Raw genomic sequence first — 13804 nt, 5'->3', positions numbered from 1 at the left:
CCCTCCCCTGTCATGCCTGGCAAGGCTGTCATCGTGCGTGGCGTTGTCGTCGTTCTGCCTCTGCTGGCTCTCGCGGCCTGTGGGGGGGCTCCCCCTCCGCCTCCTACAGCTGTTATCCCGCCGCCCCTGGTGGCCCCCAGGCCACCCACGCCCGAGGCCACGGCCCCTCCCGCGCCCGTGCCTGGCCTCACCCCCCTGCCCACCCCGGCCCAAGTGGTCGGTGGCCTGGGCCAGGGTCGCCTTGATCCCTTCGCTCCTGTGGTTTCCGCCACCACCACAGCCGTCGACGCCAATGGCAGGCCGATCCCCAAGTCCAGGCCAACGGCCCAGTTGCCCGCCGGTTTCAGCTTCACAGGTGTGGTCAGTAGCCGCGGCACCGCCCAAGCCCTGGTGCAGGTTTCCGGACAGACGGGGCCCCTCTGTGTCGGACCCCGAGGCTTCTGCCCCGGAGCGGGGCTGGCCCCACTGCTTCCGCCTGGCTGGATCGTGACCGCCATCCATGTGGGCAACGGTCAACTCAGCCTGCGTCAGGGCAAGGATCGCTTCACTCTCACCCTCTGAGTGCTTGGGCGCAGGCCTCCACCAGGCCAGCGAGGTCGTGGGGGGAGGCTTCGGCGTCCAACCGGCCCAGCAGGGCCTGGCACATCTGGCTGGTCTGGGGCCCAATCGACACCAGGGCGATCCGCTCCAGCGGCTCCTTCCAGTTTGATCCGAAGGCCTGTTCGAGCAACTGGCAGGTGTGCCGCACGGTCTTGCCGCTGCTGAAGGTGATGGCGTCCACCTGTCCACGCTCCAGGGCTGCCAGGGTCGAGGTGGGCAGGCCCTCGGGGCACCTTGACTCGTAGGCGGCCACCTCCACCACCCTTGCTCCAGCGGCCGAGAAGGCCTCGGCAAGCACGGTGCGTCCGCCGCTCTGCACCCGGGGCAACAGCAGCCGCAGGCCCCAGCCTGACACTGGGAAGTTCTCCAGCAGGCTGTCGGCCACGAACTCCGGGGGCACGAAGTCCGCCGCTGCCCCCAGCTCCTCGAGTCGGGCGGCCGTCTTGCGGCCCACCGCCGCGATCTTGAGGCTGCGGGGACGGTGGGCCAGGGCCTGGCCCCGGCGCTCCAGCCGTGCCTGCACCGCCTCCACGCCATTGGTGCTGGAGAGGATCAGCCAGTGGAAGCTGTCCCAATCAGCCAGGGCATCATCCAACGGGCCCCATTCATCGGGGGGGCCGATCACCAGGGCAGGCAGATCCAGCACTTCGGCCCCGGCCGCCTCGAACAGCCGCCGGGCTTCTCCCAGTTGCCGTTCCGCCCGGGTCACCGCGATGCGCCGGCCATCGAGGGCCCCGGCGGCGTTGGTCCCTCCCGAGTGGTGGTCGGGGGTGCCCATGCTCAGGCCTCCAGCTTGACCATCGCTCCGGCCTGCACCCGCAGCTGTCCGGCTTCCTTGCCCCGTCCCTGGTGCTCCAACAGCGCAATCGCCCTGCGGAAGCTGGCCCGCGAGGCGTCGATGTTGCCCCCCAGCAGCTGGGCCACCGCCAGGTTCTGCTGGGCTTCGGCGTAGTCGGGGGCCAGCTCCAGGGCCCGCCCGTAGGCTCCCAGCGCACCGGCGATGTCCCCCTGGCGCCGCCGGATCAGGCCGAGGTTGTACCAGCCCAGGGCCACCTCGGGGGCCACGGCCGTGGCCGTTTCGGTCAGGCGCTCGGCCTCATCGGGGCGACCCAGTTGAAGCAGCAGCGCCGCAAGGTTGAGCCGCGCCGCCAGGGTGAGCCGAGGGGTGAGTGGCTGCTCAAGGGCCTGGCGATAGAGCGCTTCGGCGCGCGCGCCATCGTCGCCGCTTTCGGCGATCGCCAAATTCAGGAGCAGTTCGTAGCGTTCCGGGTGGGCGACGGTGGGGCAGGCCTCCAGGCCAGTTCTGAGCAGCTCCAGGCCCCGTGCCCTGTTCCCTTCGCTGATCTCAAGGCCGCCGAGCTTGGCGCAGGCATAGGGGTCGCCCGGACGCTCGAGCAATTCCTTCTCCATTGCCGTCCTCAGCCTGCGGGCCTTATCACCGGCGGCCAGCAACTCGGGCCGGTAACCGGTGTGCAGCAGGGCCGGCTCGGAGCAGTCGGCCAGCCGCCAGTGGGGCTCAAGTGTCAGAAGCTCTGCGACGCTGTCGTCCACCATGGCGTGGTATGCACGGCTCCAGCGGATCGCCGGATGGCGCCGGAACAGGCGACTGACACTGGAATAGGGCGATTGCTGGGAGCCCAGCTCGTGGCGCAAAAGGTTGATCAGCAGCACGTTGGGCTGGGCCATCAGGGCCCGCAGCGGTGCCCGGGCTTCGGGGCGAAGCAGTTCATCGGCGTCGAGAACCAGCACCCAGTCGCCGCTCACCCGTTCGAGGGCCTGGTTGCGGGCGGGTGCGAAATCCCCTGGCCAGGGGATTTCGTGCACCACGGCGCCCTGGGCGCGGGCGATGGCCACCGTGCTGTCGCTTGAGCCGGTGTCAAGGATCACCATCTCATCGACAAAACCCCTGACCGCCTCCAGACAGGCGCCAAGGCGCTCCGCCTCGTCGCGCACGATCATCGAGAGGCTGAGCATCGGTGGCAGCGGCACACCAGGCCAGCCTAGGGGTGGTGTCCGCTCGGCCCGGGACCCACCAATTCAGAGGCGGGTGACCCTGGGATGGATGAAGCGCTGCGTGACCCCGGCCACAATCAATCCGAGGCTCAGGGCGGTGACCGCCGAGAACGGCTCCCCCAGGAAGACGGCTGCACTCAGGATTGTGACGAGGATGCTGCCGCTGCCGGTCAGGGCCACCTGGCTCACGCTGAACAGGCGACCGCTGATCTGGCGCAGAACCTCGGTGCCAAGACTGAGGGTGATTCCGTAGACAACAATCACCCAGAAGACCCACCAAGTTTGAAGCAGGAGAAAATGATTGGGGCCGTATTGCTGATAAGCAATGATGGCAAAGACGATGGCTCCAACCAGATTGGATACCCCGACGGTGAGGCCACGGGATAGCTGGTAGGCGGCAATTTTGCGTCGGATGCAATTGCGAAGAGACGTCGCCAGCACAGAGACGAAGGCCCAGGCGATGCCGATCCAGTCGTCCATGCCCATGAGTGCCCTCGATGGAGCGAACGCGATGCCGATCAACAATCCACCGAGAATCAGCATCAGGCTCAGGGTGAAGCGCTCAGGCAGTTGCTCCTTCAGCCAGAACAGGGCCAGGAAGCCAGAAACGGGCAGGGTCAGGGAAAAAAGCAGTGTCTGGGTGATCACCGAGAGGTGATCCAGAGAGAGGTAGAATGCCAGAGGGGCGAGGAAACAGCCCAGGAATGAATCGGCGGCCACGGCTCTTGAGGCCGCAGGGCTGATCGTGCGGATCTCCCTCCAGACAACCCTGGGCTCGGCGCTCACCAGCGCAATCCCCACCATCGACTGGGCGATGAAAAAGACATTGCAGAAGCTGATCGGATTCTCGCTACCGACCGGATGGCTGGCTCCGAATAGTTGCAATCCCTTCAGCACCGTGCTGCGCAGCCCTGAGACAAGCCCATAGCCCAGCAGAATCAGGGCGCCGCCGGCCGGCCCCAGCGCAACCTGGATCGGGTACTCAGAGTTGTTCTGATGCGGCACTCTGCCCACGGATCGCCGGTTGCTTCTGATGGTTACCCATGGGCAGGCGGATTGGATTGGTCGGCTTCGCTTCCCTGCCGGGGAGGGGATCGCCCTGGCTCCAGAGAACCCCGCCGGTGAGGCCATCCACTTGGATGGAGCCGTTCGCCCTGGGGGCCAGCTGCCTGAACACGGCCATTCCGCGTTGATAAAAAGCCTTCACAATCGAGCGTGGCACATAACGGCCGCTGGACTGATAGCGCTCCAGCACACGTTGCAGACTGAGGGGCTCCGGGATCAGAACCTGTACCAGAAAGACCTGATAACCGTTCTGTTTCAAGGATCCAATCAGCTGCTCATAGCGATCAGCCTGGGTCATTGTTCCATCGTAGATCACGTTCAATCGGCACGGTCTGGTGATGGCTTCAATCTGCATGGTAACGATGTCGCGGACCTCAGCTTGGGTGGAACTGGCATTCCAGCCGTGATACTCCGGCAATGCTTCGCGAACCTCATCCGCATCGATCCGATAGCTGCTCTGCAGAAGCGAGCCGCGGATGTGGCGCCGCAGCCAGGTGGTTTTGCCGGCGCCCGGTGGGCCTCCGGTGAGAATGGCAACCGGCGCTTCCATCGTGACGCAAGGCTTCCCCGAGAGGGCTGCTTGGATGATTTCGCCGTGGAGTTTTTGGCGTTCTGGTGAATAGTTGCTTCCGCTGAAGTAAGTGCTCTTTGTTGTGGTGAGACCAAGCAGACAGCGCTCCAGCCAGTCAATCGCTGCGGGCTGGATATCGGGTCGGCCGGAGCGGTTCAGCCGTTGGCAGTGTTCCCCAGGTGGCGGATCAGCGGCAACCGGAGCAGCGCCCCCCATCGGGACGGTGAGAAGCACAGCCAGCGCGCTCGCCAGGCAGGCCCAGCGCCGGGATTGGACTTGGTGGGCCATGGGATTCAGTCAGTGAAGCCGCCCTCCAGGCCGCCCCCCGCCAGCCCCAGGCGATCGAGGAGCAGGGCCTGGGCCAGGGGCATCTGCCCGGGGCAGTAGGCCGCCGGCAGCTCCTGCGGCAGCAGCGGTCGGAGCGCCTGCCACAGGTAGGGGCTGCCATAAACGGCCAGCCCCGCCAGCCTGCCGGCGCCCAGCAGCTGGAGCACCACCGCGGACCAGGGCTCCTCGCCGCCGGCACTGCCGCGGAAGGGGTTGCCCCGCACGAACAGCTGCAGCAGCACCGGACCCGGTGGCAGGCGATCGAGGGCCAGCGGTGCCGTCAGCTCGCCGCTCCAGGGGCTTGGGCTGCGGCCATCGATCAGGCAGGCGGCGTAGCCGTCGCGGGCTGGACGCTGCAGGGCCGGTGCCATCAACGGCAGGAAGGGATTGGCCAGGACACTGTCCACCCGGATCAGGTTCAGGCCCGGACCCGGCGGCAGTCCCGGGCGGCCCTGGCTCAGCAGGCTGACGGCCACCAGCTCCCTGGCCAGGGCCAGCTCCGCGCTGGATTCGATCCCCTCGAGAGCTTCAGGGGCGGTTGAATCGCTGGGCGGGGCGGCCCCCCGAGCGAGGGCCCGCTCGCGCCGTCCCAGGCTCTGCTCCAGTCGCGCACGGCTGATCCGGCCGCTGGCGAGCGCCTCGAGCAGGGCGGTGATCGCGGCGTCTGCATCGGCGGGCATCAGCAGCAGATCGGCCCCGGCTTCGAAGGCCAGCACCGCCGCCTCTCCGGCGCCCCATCGAGCGGCGATCGCCTCCATCACCAGGGCATCGGTGACCACCAGCCCGCCGAAGCCCAGCTCCCGGCGCAGCAGCTGCTCCAGCACCAGCGGTGAGAGGGTGGCGGGGCGGTCTGGATCCAGCTCCGGCAGAAGCAGGTGGCCCGTCATCACCGTGGCGACGCCCGCTTCGATGGCGGCGCGAAACGGTGGCAGCTCTACCGCTCCCAACCGCCTGCGGCCATGGGGCAGTCGGGGCAGCTCCAGGTGGGAGTCGCTGTCGGTGTCGCCGTGGCCGGGGAAGTGCTTGGCGCAACCCAGCACCCCCTCGGCCTGGGCGCCGGCGATGAAGGCGGCCACCAGCTGGCCGGCCGTGACGGGATCCTCCCCCCAGGCCCGGACATTGATCACCGGGTTGGCCGGGTTGTTGTTGACATCGCAGACCGGCGCCAGCACCCAGTTCAGGCCCAGCAGGCGGGCCTGGCGACCGGTGCAGTGGCCATAGGCGCTGGCCAGGGCGATCGCCCGGGCCGGTTCGCTGGCGTGGAGCAGGCCGAGGGCCAGGGGAGGGGGCAGCCAGCTGGCCCCCTCAAAGCGCTGGCCCACGCCTTCCTCCACATCGGCGCAGAGCAGCAGGGAGCGGTTGGCCCAGCGCTGGAGCTGGTCGGTGCGAAGGCGCAGTTCGCTGGCGCTGCCGCCCAGCAGGATCACCCCGCCCACCCCCTGGCCCAGCAATCGTTTCAGCTCGGCGTTGGGCAGCTCCCAGCGGGGGTAGCGGCGCTGGCCATCCCCCAGATGGCCGCTGCAGCGCACCACCAGCAGCCGAGCCACCTGCTGCGGCAGGGACAGCTGGCGCCAATCAGGCGTCGAGATCATCACGGCCGGGTGGGACCTCCCCTTTCTCCTGACGCTGCCGCCCGAGCTGGTTGAGCAGCCCCAGAACGGAGGTGCCCTTTTCGAGGCTGCGATCGAGCTGGAAGATCACCTCAGGGGTGCGGCGCATGTTCAGGCGCCTGCTCAGTTCACCTTTCACGTAGGGGGCCGCCGAACGCAGGCCATCGAGGGCCTGGACGCGGTTCTCCTCGCTCCCGTAGATGCTCACGAACACCTTGCAGTGCTGCAGGTCGCCCGCCACCTCCACCGTGGTGACGCTGACCATCCCCATCCCCACCCGTTCATCTTTGATGCCGGTGATCAGAAGTTCGCTGATCTCGCGGCGAATTGAGGCGGCCACCCGCTCCACCCTGCGGTTTTGTGCCATGGCTAGGGCAACGGTGCGGAGGGGCTCACCATGGCACCCAGCACCAGGACCAGGCTCACCAAGGCGCTGATCAGGGCACCGACCAGGGCCACGGCCGTGATGGGATTGCGGGTGCGCGCCAGCAAGGGCTCGAGCACCGAATCCAGTACCCCCAGCCCCAGGGCCACCAGGTAACGCGGATAGCGCGTCACGTTGATGAGAAAGTCCTTCATGGGTGAGGCGACAACGGTGGCGCGGATCTGCTGGCTACTCTGCCGCCCTAAGGTCCAGAGCGGCGATGCCCGAGCTCCATCAGTTCAGACATTCCGGCTTCTGCGAGAAGGTGCGCCTGATCCTGGCGGCCAAAGGTCTCGATTTCACGGTGGTGGAGGTGACACCGGGGCTTGGCCAGATCGAGCTGTTTCGTCTCTCGGGCCAGAAGCAGGTGCCGGTGCTGGTGGACGGGGGTGAGGTGATCGCCGATTCCACCGCCATCGCGCTTCACCTGGAGCGCACCGTGCCCGAACCGCCCCTTCTCCCCGCAGGCGACCCCGAGCGCGCCCGGGAACGGGCCGCCGTGTTGCTGCTCGAAGATTGGGCCGACACCGCCCTGGCCAGCGGCGTTCGCTTGGCCTTGCTGCGGGCCGCTGTGGCTGATCCGGCCCTGCGCACGGCCCTTTTGCCCGATTCCACCCCTGGTCCCCTGCGCTCCCTGGTGGGGGCCATCCCGGGCGATCTGTTGGCGGGGGTGGGCCAAGTGGTGGGCCGTTCCCAGGACCAGCAACTGGTGGCGAGCCTCGAACAGTTGGCGGTGCTGGTGGCTGATGAGGGTCATGTGGTGGGCCAGAAGCTCTCCCTGGCCGACCTGGCGGTGGCCGCTCAGCTCTCGCTGCTCAAGTTTCCTGAAAGCGCTGGAGCTCCCCTGGCGGGCCTTGGGGTGTCGGGGCTGGCCGATTCGCCCCTGCTGGCCCCGCTGTTCGCGTGGCGCGATCGCCTCTACCACCAGCTGGGCCAAAGCTGAGCCTCCTCTCCCACCGCTGACCCTTCGACCCGCAGCCCCATGTCCGATCCGTTGCTCAGGGAGCTTGACCACTACGTGGTGCTCGAGCCGGGGGTGGAGGAGAGGATTCTCTCGGCCGACGAAACCCTCCACTGGCTGACGGCTCAGTTGGGGGCCCTCGATGAGCCCCCGGCTGATCTGGCAGATCTCGATCACGATGCGCTGCGGGCCGAGCGCCTGCTCAACACCGCCTGTGAACTCGATCTGGAGCCCGGGCGCGCCGTGCAATGGTTCGCGGTGCGACTGGAGCCGCCCGGCTCCTAGGGACGGGGCGGCCCGGGGCGCTCTTTCAGCACCGTCGGCAGGGCTTCCAGCACCTGCTGGGCCACCGCCTCAGGCGGGCCTCCCGTTTGGACGATGTGCAGATCCGCCTGGGAGTAGAGCGGCCGCCGTGCCTCCAGCAGCTCCCTCAGGCGCCGTTCGGGTTCAGGCCCCGCCAGCAGGGGCCGGGGGGTGGGGTCGGCCCGCAGCCGCTCCAGCAGCCGCTCCGTGGGGGCATCCAGCCAGACCACCACGCCCTGCTGCATCTGACCCCAGTTGGCCGGCCGCATCACCACGCCGCCGCCGGTGGCCACCACGAGGGAATGCCAGCCGGCGATGCGGTTGAGCACGGCGCTCTCCAGCTCCCGGAAGCCTGCCTCCTGCTCGCGCTCAAACAGCTCCGGAATCGAACATCCGGCCAGCTGCTCGAGGCTGGTGTCGGCATCGAGGAACCGGTAGCCCAGGGCTTCCGCCAGGGGGCGTCCCACGGCACTCTTGCCGGCACCCATCATGCCCACCAGATAGAGGTTGAGACCCTCCAATCTGCGGCGCAGGCTCTGGCCGATGGGCGTGGGGTCGGGGCGGCTCGATGCGGCCATGGCGGGGGTCATCCTGCCTAGGATGTTGCCTTACCTGCTGGCTTGAGATGACGGCAGTGGCCGCCCATGGCGAAGGCAGGGCCTGTGTGATCACCCGCCGCGCCACCTTCAGCGCCAGTCACCTCTACTGGCTGCCCGAGCTGAGTGCCGCGGACAACCGGGCCCGTTTCGGTCGCTGCTCCCTGGCCCCGGGGCACGGTCACAACTACGAGCTGGTGGTGGCCATGGGGGGGCCGCTTGATGCCGACGGCATGGTGCTCAACCTCTCGGAGGTGAAGCAGGCCATCCGCCGGGAGGTCACCGATCCACTGGACTTCCGCTTCCTCAACGAGGCCTGGCAGGAGTTCGACCTGGGCACCCAGGCAGGGCGCCTGCCCACCACCGAGGCCCTGGCCCAGGCGATCTGGAGCCGGCTGGCCCCCCATCTGCCGCTGATCGGCCTGCGGCTCTACGAACAACCCACCCTCTGGGCCGACGTGCTCGGTAACCCCATGGAAGCCTTCCTTTCGATCCGCACCCACTTCGCCGCCGCCCACCGCCTGGCGCGGCCCGAACTCTCGGCGGACGAGAACGACGCCATTTACGGGAAGTGCGCGCGTCCCCACGGCCATGGCCACAACTACCTGCTCGATGTCACCGTGCGCGGCACGATTGACCCGCGCAGCGGCATGGTCTGTGATCTGGGCGAGCTCCAGGGGCTGGTGCAGGAGCTGGTGGTGGAACCTTTCGATCACACCTTCCTCAACAAGGACGTGGAGCATTTCGCCAGCTGCGTGCCCACGGCCGAGAACATCGCCCTGCACATCGTCGATCTGCTCACCGCCCCGATCGCCGCCACCGGCGCCCGCTTGCACAAGGTGCGCTTGCAGGAAAGCCCCAACAATGCCGCTGAGGTGTTTGCCGAATCGCCCCTGCTGGAGATGCGCCCCCCCGCCCTTGAAGCGCTCGCGGCCGCTTGAGTGGGCCGAGGCCGTTCGAGCGAGCTGAGGCTGGTGCTGGCCGTCAGCCTCGACGGCCGCCTCGCGCCACCTGAAGGAGGCGCCGCCCAGCTCGGAGGGGCGGGGGATCGGATGGCCCTGGAGCAGGCCCTGGCCTGGGCCGATGGGGCCCTGATCGGTGCCCAGACCCTGCGCTTGCACGGCAGCACTTGCCTGATTCGGCGCCCGGAGTTGTTGGCGGAACGGCGGCAGGCGGGCCGGAGCGATCAGCCTGTGGCCCTGGTGGTGAGCCGCAGCGGCACAGTGGAGCCCTCGTTGGCCTTCTTTGCCCAACCCCTGGAGCGTTGGTTGCTCGGCCCAGGCACGGCGCCTGCGGAGGGGTTCGATCGGCTGTTGGTGTTGCGCCCCTGGCAGGAATTGCTGGAACAGTTGGCGAACCAGGGACTCAAACGATTGGTGCTGCTGGGGGGCGCCCGGCTGGCGTCCAGCCTTCTGCAGGAGGGTCTGGTGGATGAAGTGCAGCTCACTTTCTGCCCGCAGCTGCTGGGGGGAGCGCACAGCTGGTTGCCGCCTGGTGTGGCACTGCCGCGAGACTCCTGGGAGCTCCACGAGCACCGGTCCTTGGGCGAGGGGGAGCTGCTGCTGCGCTACAGGCGCCAGGGTCTCCCGGCTGGGTTGGCCTAGGGCGACGGCGTCAGACCCTGCTCCTCCTGCTGGGGGGATTCCAGACCGCCCGACGGTCGGCCCGTCAGTCCGAAGCGGCGCGGCAGGTCCTTGAGGGGCACCTCTTGGAGGGTCTCGGGGGGCAGCTTCAACAACTTGGCCACGCAGCGTTTGATTACCACCTCGCTCTCGTTGCCGACCCGGCCGCTAATCAGCTCGTTGATCACCCCCAGGCTGCGGCCGCTGGCGTCGGTTTCGTTGATCAGGCAGGTGCTGGCGGGGCCGGCCAGTTGCTGGCAAGGCCGCTGCAGACTCCCCTCGAGGCTGGTCACACCGCCCGTGAGCGCTCGCAGGCAGAGCTGGGTTAATCGTTGTTCCAGCTGCGGCCGCATCAACATCAGCAGCGGCCGCAGCAGACTGGCCTGGGCGGGCGCGGTTGTTGTCAGGCTCACCAGCACCAGCAGACTCGCTAGCGTTCGGCCCCAATGGCGACGCTCCTTGGCCATGCCCCTCGATGGCTGAGCTTCAGGCCCGTTGGCACCGGTCCATGGCGGAACTTCCCCAGGGACCATGGCAGGCGCTCGTCGAATCCTCAGGGCTTCCCTTCTACTCCTGGAGTTGGCTCCACGGGCTGGAGGCCTCCGGCAGCATCGTCGCGGGCGAGGGCTGGCAGTCGTTGCACCTGGGGCTGTGGCGCGCTGGGGCGCTGATCGCCGTGGCACCGCTCTATCTGAAGGGCCACAGCTACGGAGAATTCGTCTTCGACCAGTCGTTCGCCCAGCTGGCGGGCCAGCTGGGGCTGCGCTACTACCCGAAGCTGCTGGGCATGAGCCCGGTGAGCCCGATCCAGGGCTACCGCTTCCACATCGCAGCTGGTGAAGATCAACTGGAGATCACGGCGTTGATGTTCCGCCTGATCGAGGACTTCTGCCGCCAGAACGCTGTGCTCAGCTGCAACCTGCTCTCGGTGGATCCCGATTGGCTACCGCTGGTGGAGGCATCTGGCTGGGCCCATTGGCTGAACCAGCGCAGCGAATGGACCAACAACGGCTTCAGCAGCTTCGACGACTACCTGGCGGGGTTCAACGCCAACCAGCGCCGCAACATCAAGCGCGAACGGCGCTCCGTCTCGGAGGCGGGCATCAGCGTGACGCCGCTGGTGGGGGAGGCGATCACGGAAGCCGCCCTGCTGCGCATGCACCGCTTCTACGCAGGCCATTGCAGCCGCTGGGGAGCCTGGGGCAGCAAATACCTCAGCGAGGCTTTCTTCACCTATGCCCACCAGCACCTGCGCGACAACCTCGTGTTGTTCAGCGCCCACAGGGGCGATCCCAGCGACCCTGTGGCCATGGCGCTGTGCGTGTTCACCGACCAGGATCTTTGGGGCCGTTACTGGGGCAGTGATCTGGAGTTGGAGAACCTGCACTTCGAGGTCTGTTACTACGCGCCGATCGCCTGGGCGATCGAGCGGGGCCTGCGCCGGTTCGATCCCGGGGCCGGCGGCAGCCACAAGCGCCGGCGGGGCTTCCTGGCCCAGAGCCAGGTGAGCCTGCACCACTGGAGTGACCCCCGCTTCGGGTCGATCATTCGGCGCTGGTTGCCCGAGGCCAATGCCGCCCAGCTTGAAGAGATCGAGGCGGTCAACGCCGAACTTCCCTTCAGCCGCCAGCCGATGCCGCTGGAGGCCTCTGCTTAACATCGGCCCATGGCAGCCCTCACCCCCAGCGAACGCCAGCAGCTCGATGAAGGGCTGTCCAAGCGCTTCATTGCCCTGGACCCCGCCGGTTACTTCGTGATCCGCCTGGACTTGGAGGCGGGGGAGCTGGTGGCGGAGCACTTCGGCAACGGGGTCAACGACCAGGGTCTGGCCACCGATCCCGAGAGCGGCGAGGTGATCGCCTGCCGAGGCGCCGGCCCGCGCGTGCCGCTGGCGGTCTACCGGGGGCGCTCCGCCAAGGAACTGGGCATCGCGCTCAGCGAAAGAGAGGCCCCACCGCCTCTGGGCCGGCTGGACCATGCCCTCTATCTCGGCCGCGAGCTGGCCCGGGCGGAGCGCTGCCTTGAGCAGGGAATCCCCTACGTGCAGGACTAGGCCGGCTGGAGTTCGCGGCTGGGCTGGCGGGCGCTTTCCGGGGGCTCGGGGGGCAGGGAGGCCAGCTGTTGCTGGATCTCCCGGGTCACCACGCCGCGGTACTCCTGGAAATGCTCGTTGTGGGCGAGGGTCACCAGGAACTGCTCCAGGTTGTCGGGATTCTTGCGGGCGATCGTGGCCAGGGCACGCCAGAAGCGCCCGCGGGTGTCGCGCTTGATCCCCTGACGCCAGATCACGATGGAGAGGGCGCGGATGTCCGTCCAGGTGGGCAAGGCGGCTTTCCCGAAGGCCGCCTTGGGCACGAACTGCTGCCAGCGCGGTCGGCCCATCTTCTGGTAGTAATGCGTGACCCGATCGATGTAAGCGTTGGGCTCGTAGAGCCGGCAGAAGGCATCGACGTATTCGTTGGCGATGTCTCGGATCGGCCTAGTGGGCACGAAATTGAGCAGGTTGGTCTGGTTGACGCCCTTGGCATCAGCCTTCTCCTGGATCAGGCGGCCTTCTTTCTCGAGCCTGTGCCAGAGACCCGTGTTCGGCAGGGCCTGAAGCATCCCCATCATCGCGGCGGGGATCCCTGTGCGGCTCACGAAGGTCACGATCCGGTCGCCGGCTCCGCTCTTCTCACCGTCGAAGCCGATGATGAAGCCCGCCATCACACGGATGCCGTAGGAGGTGATCCGGTCCACCGATTCCTCGAGGGAGCTGCGGGTGTTCTGATGTTTTCCGGTCATCGAGAGGCTGGCTTCGTCGGGCGTCTCAATCCCGAGGAAGACGCTGTCGAAACGCGCTTCCGCCATCATCTGCATCATTTCATCGTCGGAGGCCAGGTCGACGGAGGCCTCCGTGGCGAAACTGAACGGATACTTGTGCTCGATCTGCCATTGCTTGATGGCCGGCAGCAGCAACTTGGCGTTGCGTTTGTTGCCGATGAAATTGTCGTCGACAAGAAAGATTGAACGCCTCCAGCCGAGGTCATAGAGAGCCTGCAGTTCAGCGACCAGCTGCTCCGGAGCCTTGGTGCGCGGCTTGCGGCCGTAGAGCACGATGATGTCGCAGAACTCGCATTGAAAGGGACAGCCCCGGGAAAACTGCACCGACATCGAGTCGTAGGCATCGAGTTCGAGCAGATCGAAGCGAGGCACAGGGGTTCCCGTGACATCAGGCTTCTCTCCGTTGGAGCTGAAGCGACCGCCGGTATCGCCCCGCTCAATGGCTTCGATGAACATCGGCAAGGTGATTTCGCCTTCGTCCAAGACCTTGAAATCGGCCAGATCGATTTCAGGGGCATCGGGGGTGGAACTGGCAAAGGGGCCTCCCACGGCCACCGGCAGACCACGCTGCTTGGCTTTGGCGATCTGCCGTTGCATGTCTTCCTTCTGCACGATCATCCCCGAGATGATCACCAGTTCGGCCCACGCCCATTCCTCGTCGGTCACCTCCCTGACATTGCGGTCGGCGAGCTTCATCTCCCAGTTCTGGGGCAGCAGGGCCGCCACCGTGACCAGCCCGAGGGGTGGCAGCAGAACCTTGCGGTTCACCAGCTCGAGGATCTTCTCGTAGCTCCAGAACGTTTTGGGAAATTCCGGGTAGATGAACAGGGCGCGCATGCCGTCCTGGGCGGGGTGAATTCAAGCGACGGCTGGCGGGATCGAGGCGTGG

The 13804-nt window shown here is 67.2% G+C and carries 17 protein-coding genes; 7 read left to right on the top strand and 10 right to left on the bottom strand.

Features of this window, described 5'->3' with window-relative positions; all coding sequences use genetic code 11:
- Positions 1 to 129: 129 nt before the first annotated feature.
- Complete coding sequence (locus tag KBY88_RS14990; protein ID WP_254940748.1) at positions 130 to 561, top strand: hypothetical protein; 432 nt, start codon at positions 130 to 132, stop codon at positions 559 to 561.
- Here the strand turns inward: KBY88_RS14990 and KBY88_RS14985 are convergent.
- From KBY88_RS14985 to KBY88_RS14955, 7 genes are all read right to left on the bottom strand, one after another.
- Entirely contained in the window at positions 551 to 1378 is an 828-nt protein-coding gene (locus tag KBY88_RS14985) for a uroporphyrinogen-III synthase (protein WP_254940747.1), read from the bottom strand. The two genes, KBY88_RS14990 and KBY88_RS14985, sit on opposite strands and share 11 nt — an antisense overlap.
- Before the next feature lie 2 nt (positions 1379 to 1380).
- Entirely contained in the window at positions 1381 to 2574 is a 1194-nt protein-coding gene (locus KBY88_RS14980; RefSeq protein WP_254940746.1) for a glycosyltransferase, read from the bottom strand.
- 63 nt (positions 2575 to 2637) lie between these two features.
- A complete protein-coding gene (locus tag KBY88_RS14975) occupies positions 2638 to 3618 on the bottom strand; it encodes a DMT family transporter (protein ID WP_254940745.1) in 981 nt (326 codons plus the stop codon).
- Positions 3596 to 4483, bottom strand: coding sequence for a zeta toxin family protein (locus KBY88_RS14970; protein WP_254940744.1), 888 nt, complete (start codon positions 4481 to 4483; stop codon positions 3596 to 3598). Before KBY88_RS14970 ends, KBY88_RS14975 begins: the two co-directional genes overlap by 23 nt.
- 59 nt (positions 4484 to 4542) lie before the next feature.
- Entirely contained in the window at positions 4543 to 6168 is a 1626-nt protein-coding gene (locus KBY88_RS14965) for a glycoside hydrolase family 3 protein (protein ID WP_254940743.1), read from the bottom strand.
- Positions 6152 to 6553 (bottom strand): 30S ribosome-binding factor RbfA, encoded by a 402-nt coding sequence (gene rbfA / locus KBY88_RS14960; protein ID WP_254940742.1) that lies wholly within the window; start codon positions 6551 to 6553, stop codon positions 6152 to 6154. Before rbfA ends, KBY88_RS14965 begins: the two co-directional genes overlap by 17 nt.
- Positions 6554 to 6555: 2 nt before the next feature.
- A complete protein-coding gene (locus tag KBY88_RS14955; RefSeq protein ID WP_254940741.1) occupies positions 6556 to 6765 on the bottom strand; it encodes a DUF751 family protein in 210 nt (69 codons plus the stop codon).
- A gap of 65 nt (positions 6766 to 6830) precedes the next feature.
- On the opposite strand from KBY88_RS14955, the gene KBY88_RS14950 reads away from it, so the two are divergent.
- Complete coding sequence (locus KBY88_RS14950; RefSeq protein ID WP_254940740.1) at positions 6831 to 7553, top strand: glutathione S-transferase family protein; 723 nt, start codon at positions 6831 to 6833, stop codon at positions 7551 to 7553.
- A gap of 39 nt (positions 7554 to 7592) precedes the next feature.
- Positions 7593 to 7856: a CRR7 family NDH-1 assembly protein gene (locus KBY88_RS14945; RefSeq protein ID WP_254940739.1), complete on the top strand. Its 264-nt coding sequence runs from the start codon at positions 7593 to 7595 to the stop codon at positions 7854 to 7856.
- Here the strand turns inward: KBY88_RS14945 and KBY88_RS14940 are convergent.
- Positions 7853 to 8452, bottom strand: coding sequence for a shikimate kinase (locus tag KBY88_RS14940; RefSeq protein ID WP_254940738.1), 600 nt, complete (start codon positions 8450 to 8452; stop codon positions 7853 to 7855). The two genes, KBY88_RS14945 and KBY88_RS14940, sit on opposite strands and share 4 nt — an antisense overlap.
- Before the next feature lie 47 nt (positions 8453 to 8499).
- Between KBY88_RS14940 and KBY88_RS14935 the strand changes: the two genes are divergently transcribed.
- Both KBY88_RS14935 and KBY88_RS14930 read left to right on the top strand, forming a co-directional pair.
- Positions 8500 to 9411 (top strand): 6-carboxytetrahydropterin synthase, encoded by a 912-nt coding sequence (locus tag KBY88_RS14935; RefSeq protein ID WP_254940737.1) that lies wholly within the window; start codon positions 8500 to 8502, stop codon positions 9409 to 9411.
- Between the two features lie 33 nt (positions 9412 to 9444).
- The gene (locus KBY88_RS14930; protein ID WP_254940736.1) at positions 9445 to 10074 is read left to right on the top strand and encodes a RibD family protein; all 630 of its coding nucleotides are present in this window, start codon (positions 9445 to 9447) and stop codon (positions 10072 to 10074) included.
- Here KBY88_RS14930 and KBY88_RS14925 read toward each other — a convergent pair.
- Positions 10071 to 10559, bottom strand: coding sequence for a hypothetical protein (locus KBY88_RS14925; protein WP_254940735.1), 489 nt, complete (start codon positions 10557 to 10559; stop codon positions 10071 to 10073). The genes KBY88_RS14930 and KBY88_RS14925 overlap by 4 nt on opposite strands.
- Before the next feature lie 8 nt (positions 10560 to 10567).
- On the opposite strand from KBY88_RS14925, the gene KBY88_RS14920 reads away from it, so the two are divergent.
- Entirely contained in the window at positions 10568 to 11749 is a 1182-nt protein-coding gene (locus tag KBY88_RS14920) for a GNAT family N-acetyltransferase (RefSeq protein ID WP_254940734.1), read from the top strand.
- A 9-nt stretch (positions 11750 to 11758) separates the two neighbouring features.
- The gene (locus tag KBY88_RS14915; protein ID WP_254940733.1) at positions 11759 to 12145 is read left to right on the top strand and encodes a DUF4346 domain-containing protein; all 387 of its coding nucleotides are present in this window, start codon (positions 11759 to 11761) and stop codon (positions 12143 to 12145) included.
- Here KBY88_RS14915 and KBY88_RS14910 read toward each other — a convergent pair.
- Positions 12142 to 13752, bottom strand: a complete 1611-nt coding sequence (locus KBY88_RS14910; protein ID WP_254940732.1) for a B12-binding domain-containing radical SAM protein — start codon at positions 13750 to 13752, stop codon at positions 12142 to 12144. The genes KBY88_RS14915 and KBY88_RS14910 overlap by 4 nt on opposite strands.
- Positions 13753 to 13804 lie beyond the last annotated feature (52 nt).

It is taken from the genome of Cyanobium sp. Morenito 9A2, assembly GCF_024345575.1.
GTDB lineage: Bacteria > Cyanobacteriota > Cyanobacteriia > PCC-6307 > Cyanobiaceae > ATX-6F1.
The sequence above is the reverse complement of the archived record's forward strand: the minus strand, read 5'-3'. Positions and strand labels throughout refer to the sequence as shown.

What these genes read in the sequence shown, in the direction of transcription:
- KBY88_RS14985 (WP_254940747.1), bottom strand. Translation starts at nt 1,378, where the DNA reads ATGGGCACCCCCGACCACCACTCGGGAGGGACCAACGCCGCCGGGGCC.
- KBY88_RS14980 (WP_254940746.1), bottom strand. Translation starts at nt 2,574, where the DNA reads ATGCTCAGCCTCTCGATGATCGTGCGCGACGAGGCGGAGCGCCTTGGC.
- KBY88_RS14965 (WP_254940743.1), bottom strand. Translation starts at nt 6,168, where the DNA reads ATGATCTCGACGCCTGATTGGCGCCAGCTGTCCCTGCCGCAGCAGGTG.
- rbfA (WP_254940742.1), bottom strand. Translation starts at nt 6,553, where the DNA reads ATGGCACAAAACCGCAGGGTGGAGCGGGTGGCCGCCTCAATTCGCCGC.
- KBY88_RS14955 (WP_254940741.1), bottom strand. Translation starts at nt 6,765, where the DNA reads ATGAAGGACTTTCTCATCAACGTGACGCGCTATCCGCGTTACCTGGTG.
- KBY88_RS14950 (WP_254940740.1), top strand. Translation starts at nt 6,831, where the DNA reads ATGCCCGAGCTCCATCAGTTCAGACATTCCGGCTTCTGCGAGAAGGTG.
- KBY88_RS14945 (WP_254940739.1), top strand. Translation starts at nt 7,593, where the DNA reads ATGTCCGATCCGTTGCTCAGGGAGCTTGACCACTACGTGGTGCTCGAG.
- KBY88_RS14940 (WP_254940738.1), bottom strand. Translation starts at nt 8,452, where the DNA reads ATGGCCGCATCGAGCCGCCCCGACCCCACGCCCATCGGCCAGAGCCTG.
- KBY88_RS14935 (WP_254940737.1), top strand. Translation starts at nt 8,500, where the DNA reads ATGACGGCAGTGGCCGCCCATGGCGAAGGCAGGGCCTGTGTGATCACC.
- KBY88_RS14925 (WP_254940735.1), bottom strand. Translation starts at nt 10,559, where the DNA reads ATGGCCAAGGAGCGTCGCCATTGGGGCCGAACGCTAGCGAGTCTGCTG.
- KBY88_RS14920 (WP_254940734.1), top strand. Translation starts at nt 10,568, where the DNA reads ATGGCTGAGCTTCAGGCCCGTTGGCACCGGTCCATGGCGGAACTTCCC.
- KBY88_RS14915 (WP_254940733.1), top strand. Translation starts at nt 11,759, where the DNA reads ATGGCAGCCCTCACCCCCAGCGAACGCCAGCAGCTCGATGAAGGGCTG.
- KBY88_RS14910 (WP_254940732.1), bottom strand. Translation starts at nt 13,752, where the DNA reads ATGCGCGCCCTGTTCATCTACCCGGAATTTCCCAAAACGTTCTGGAGC.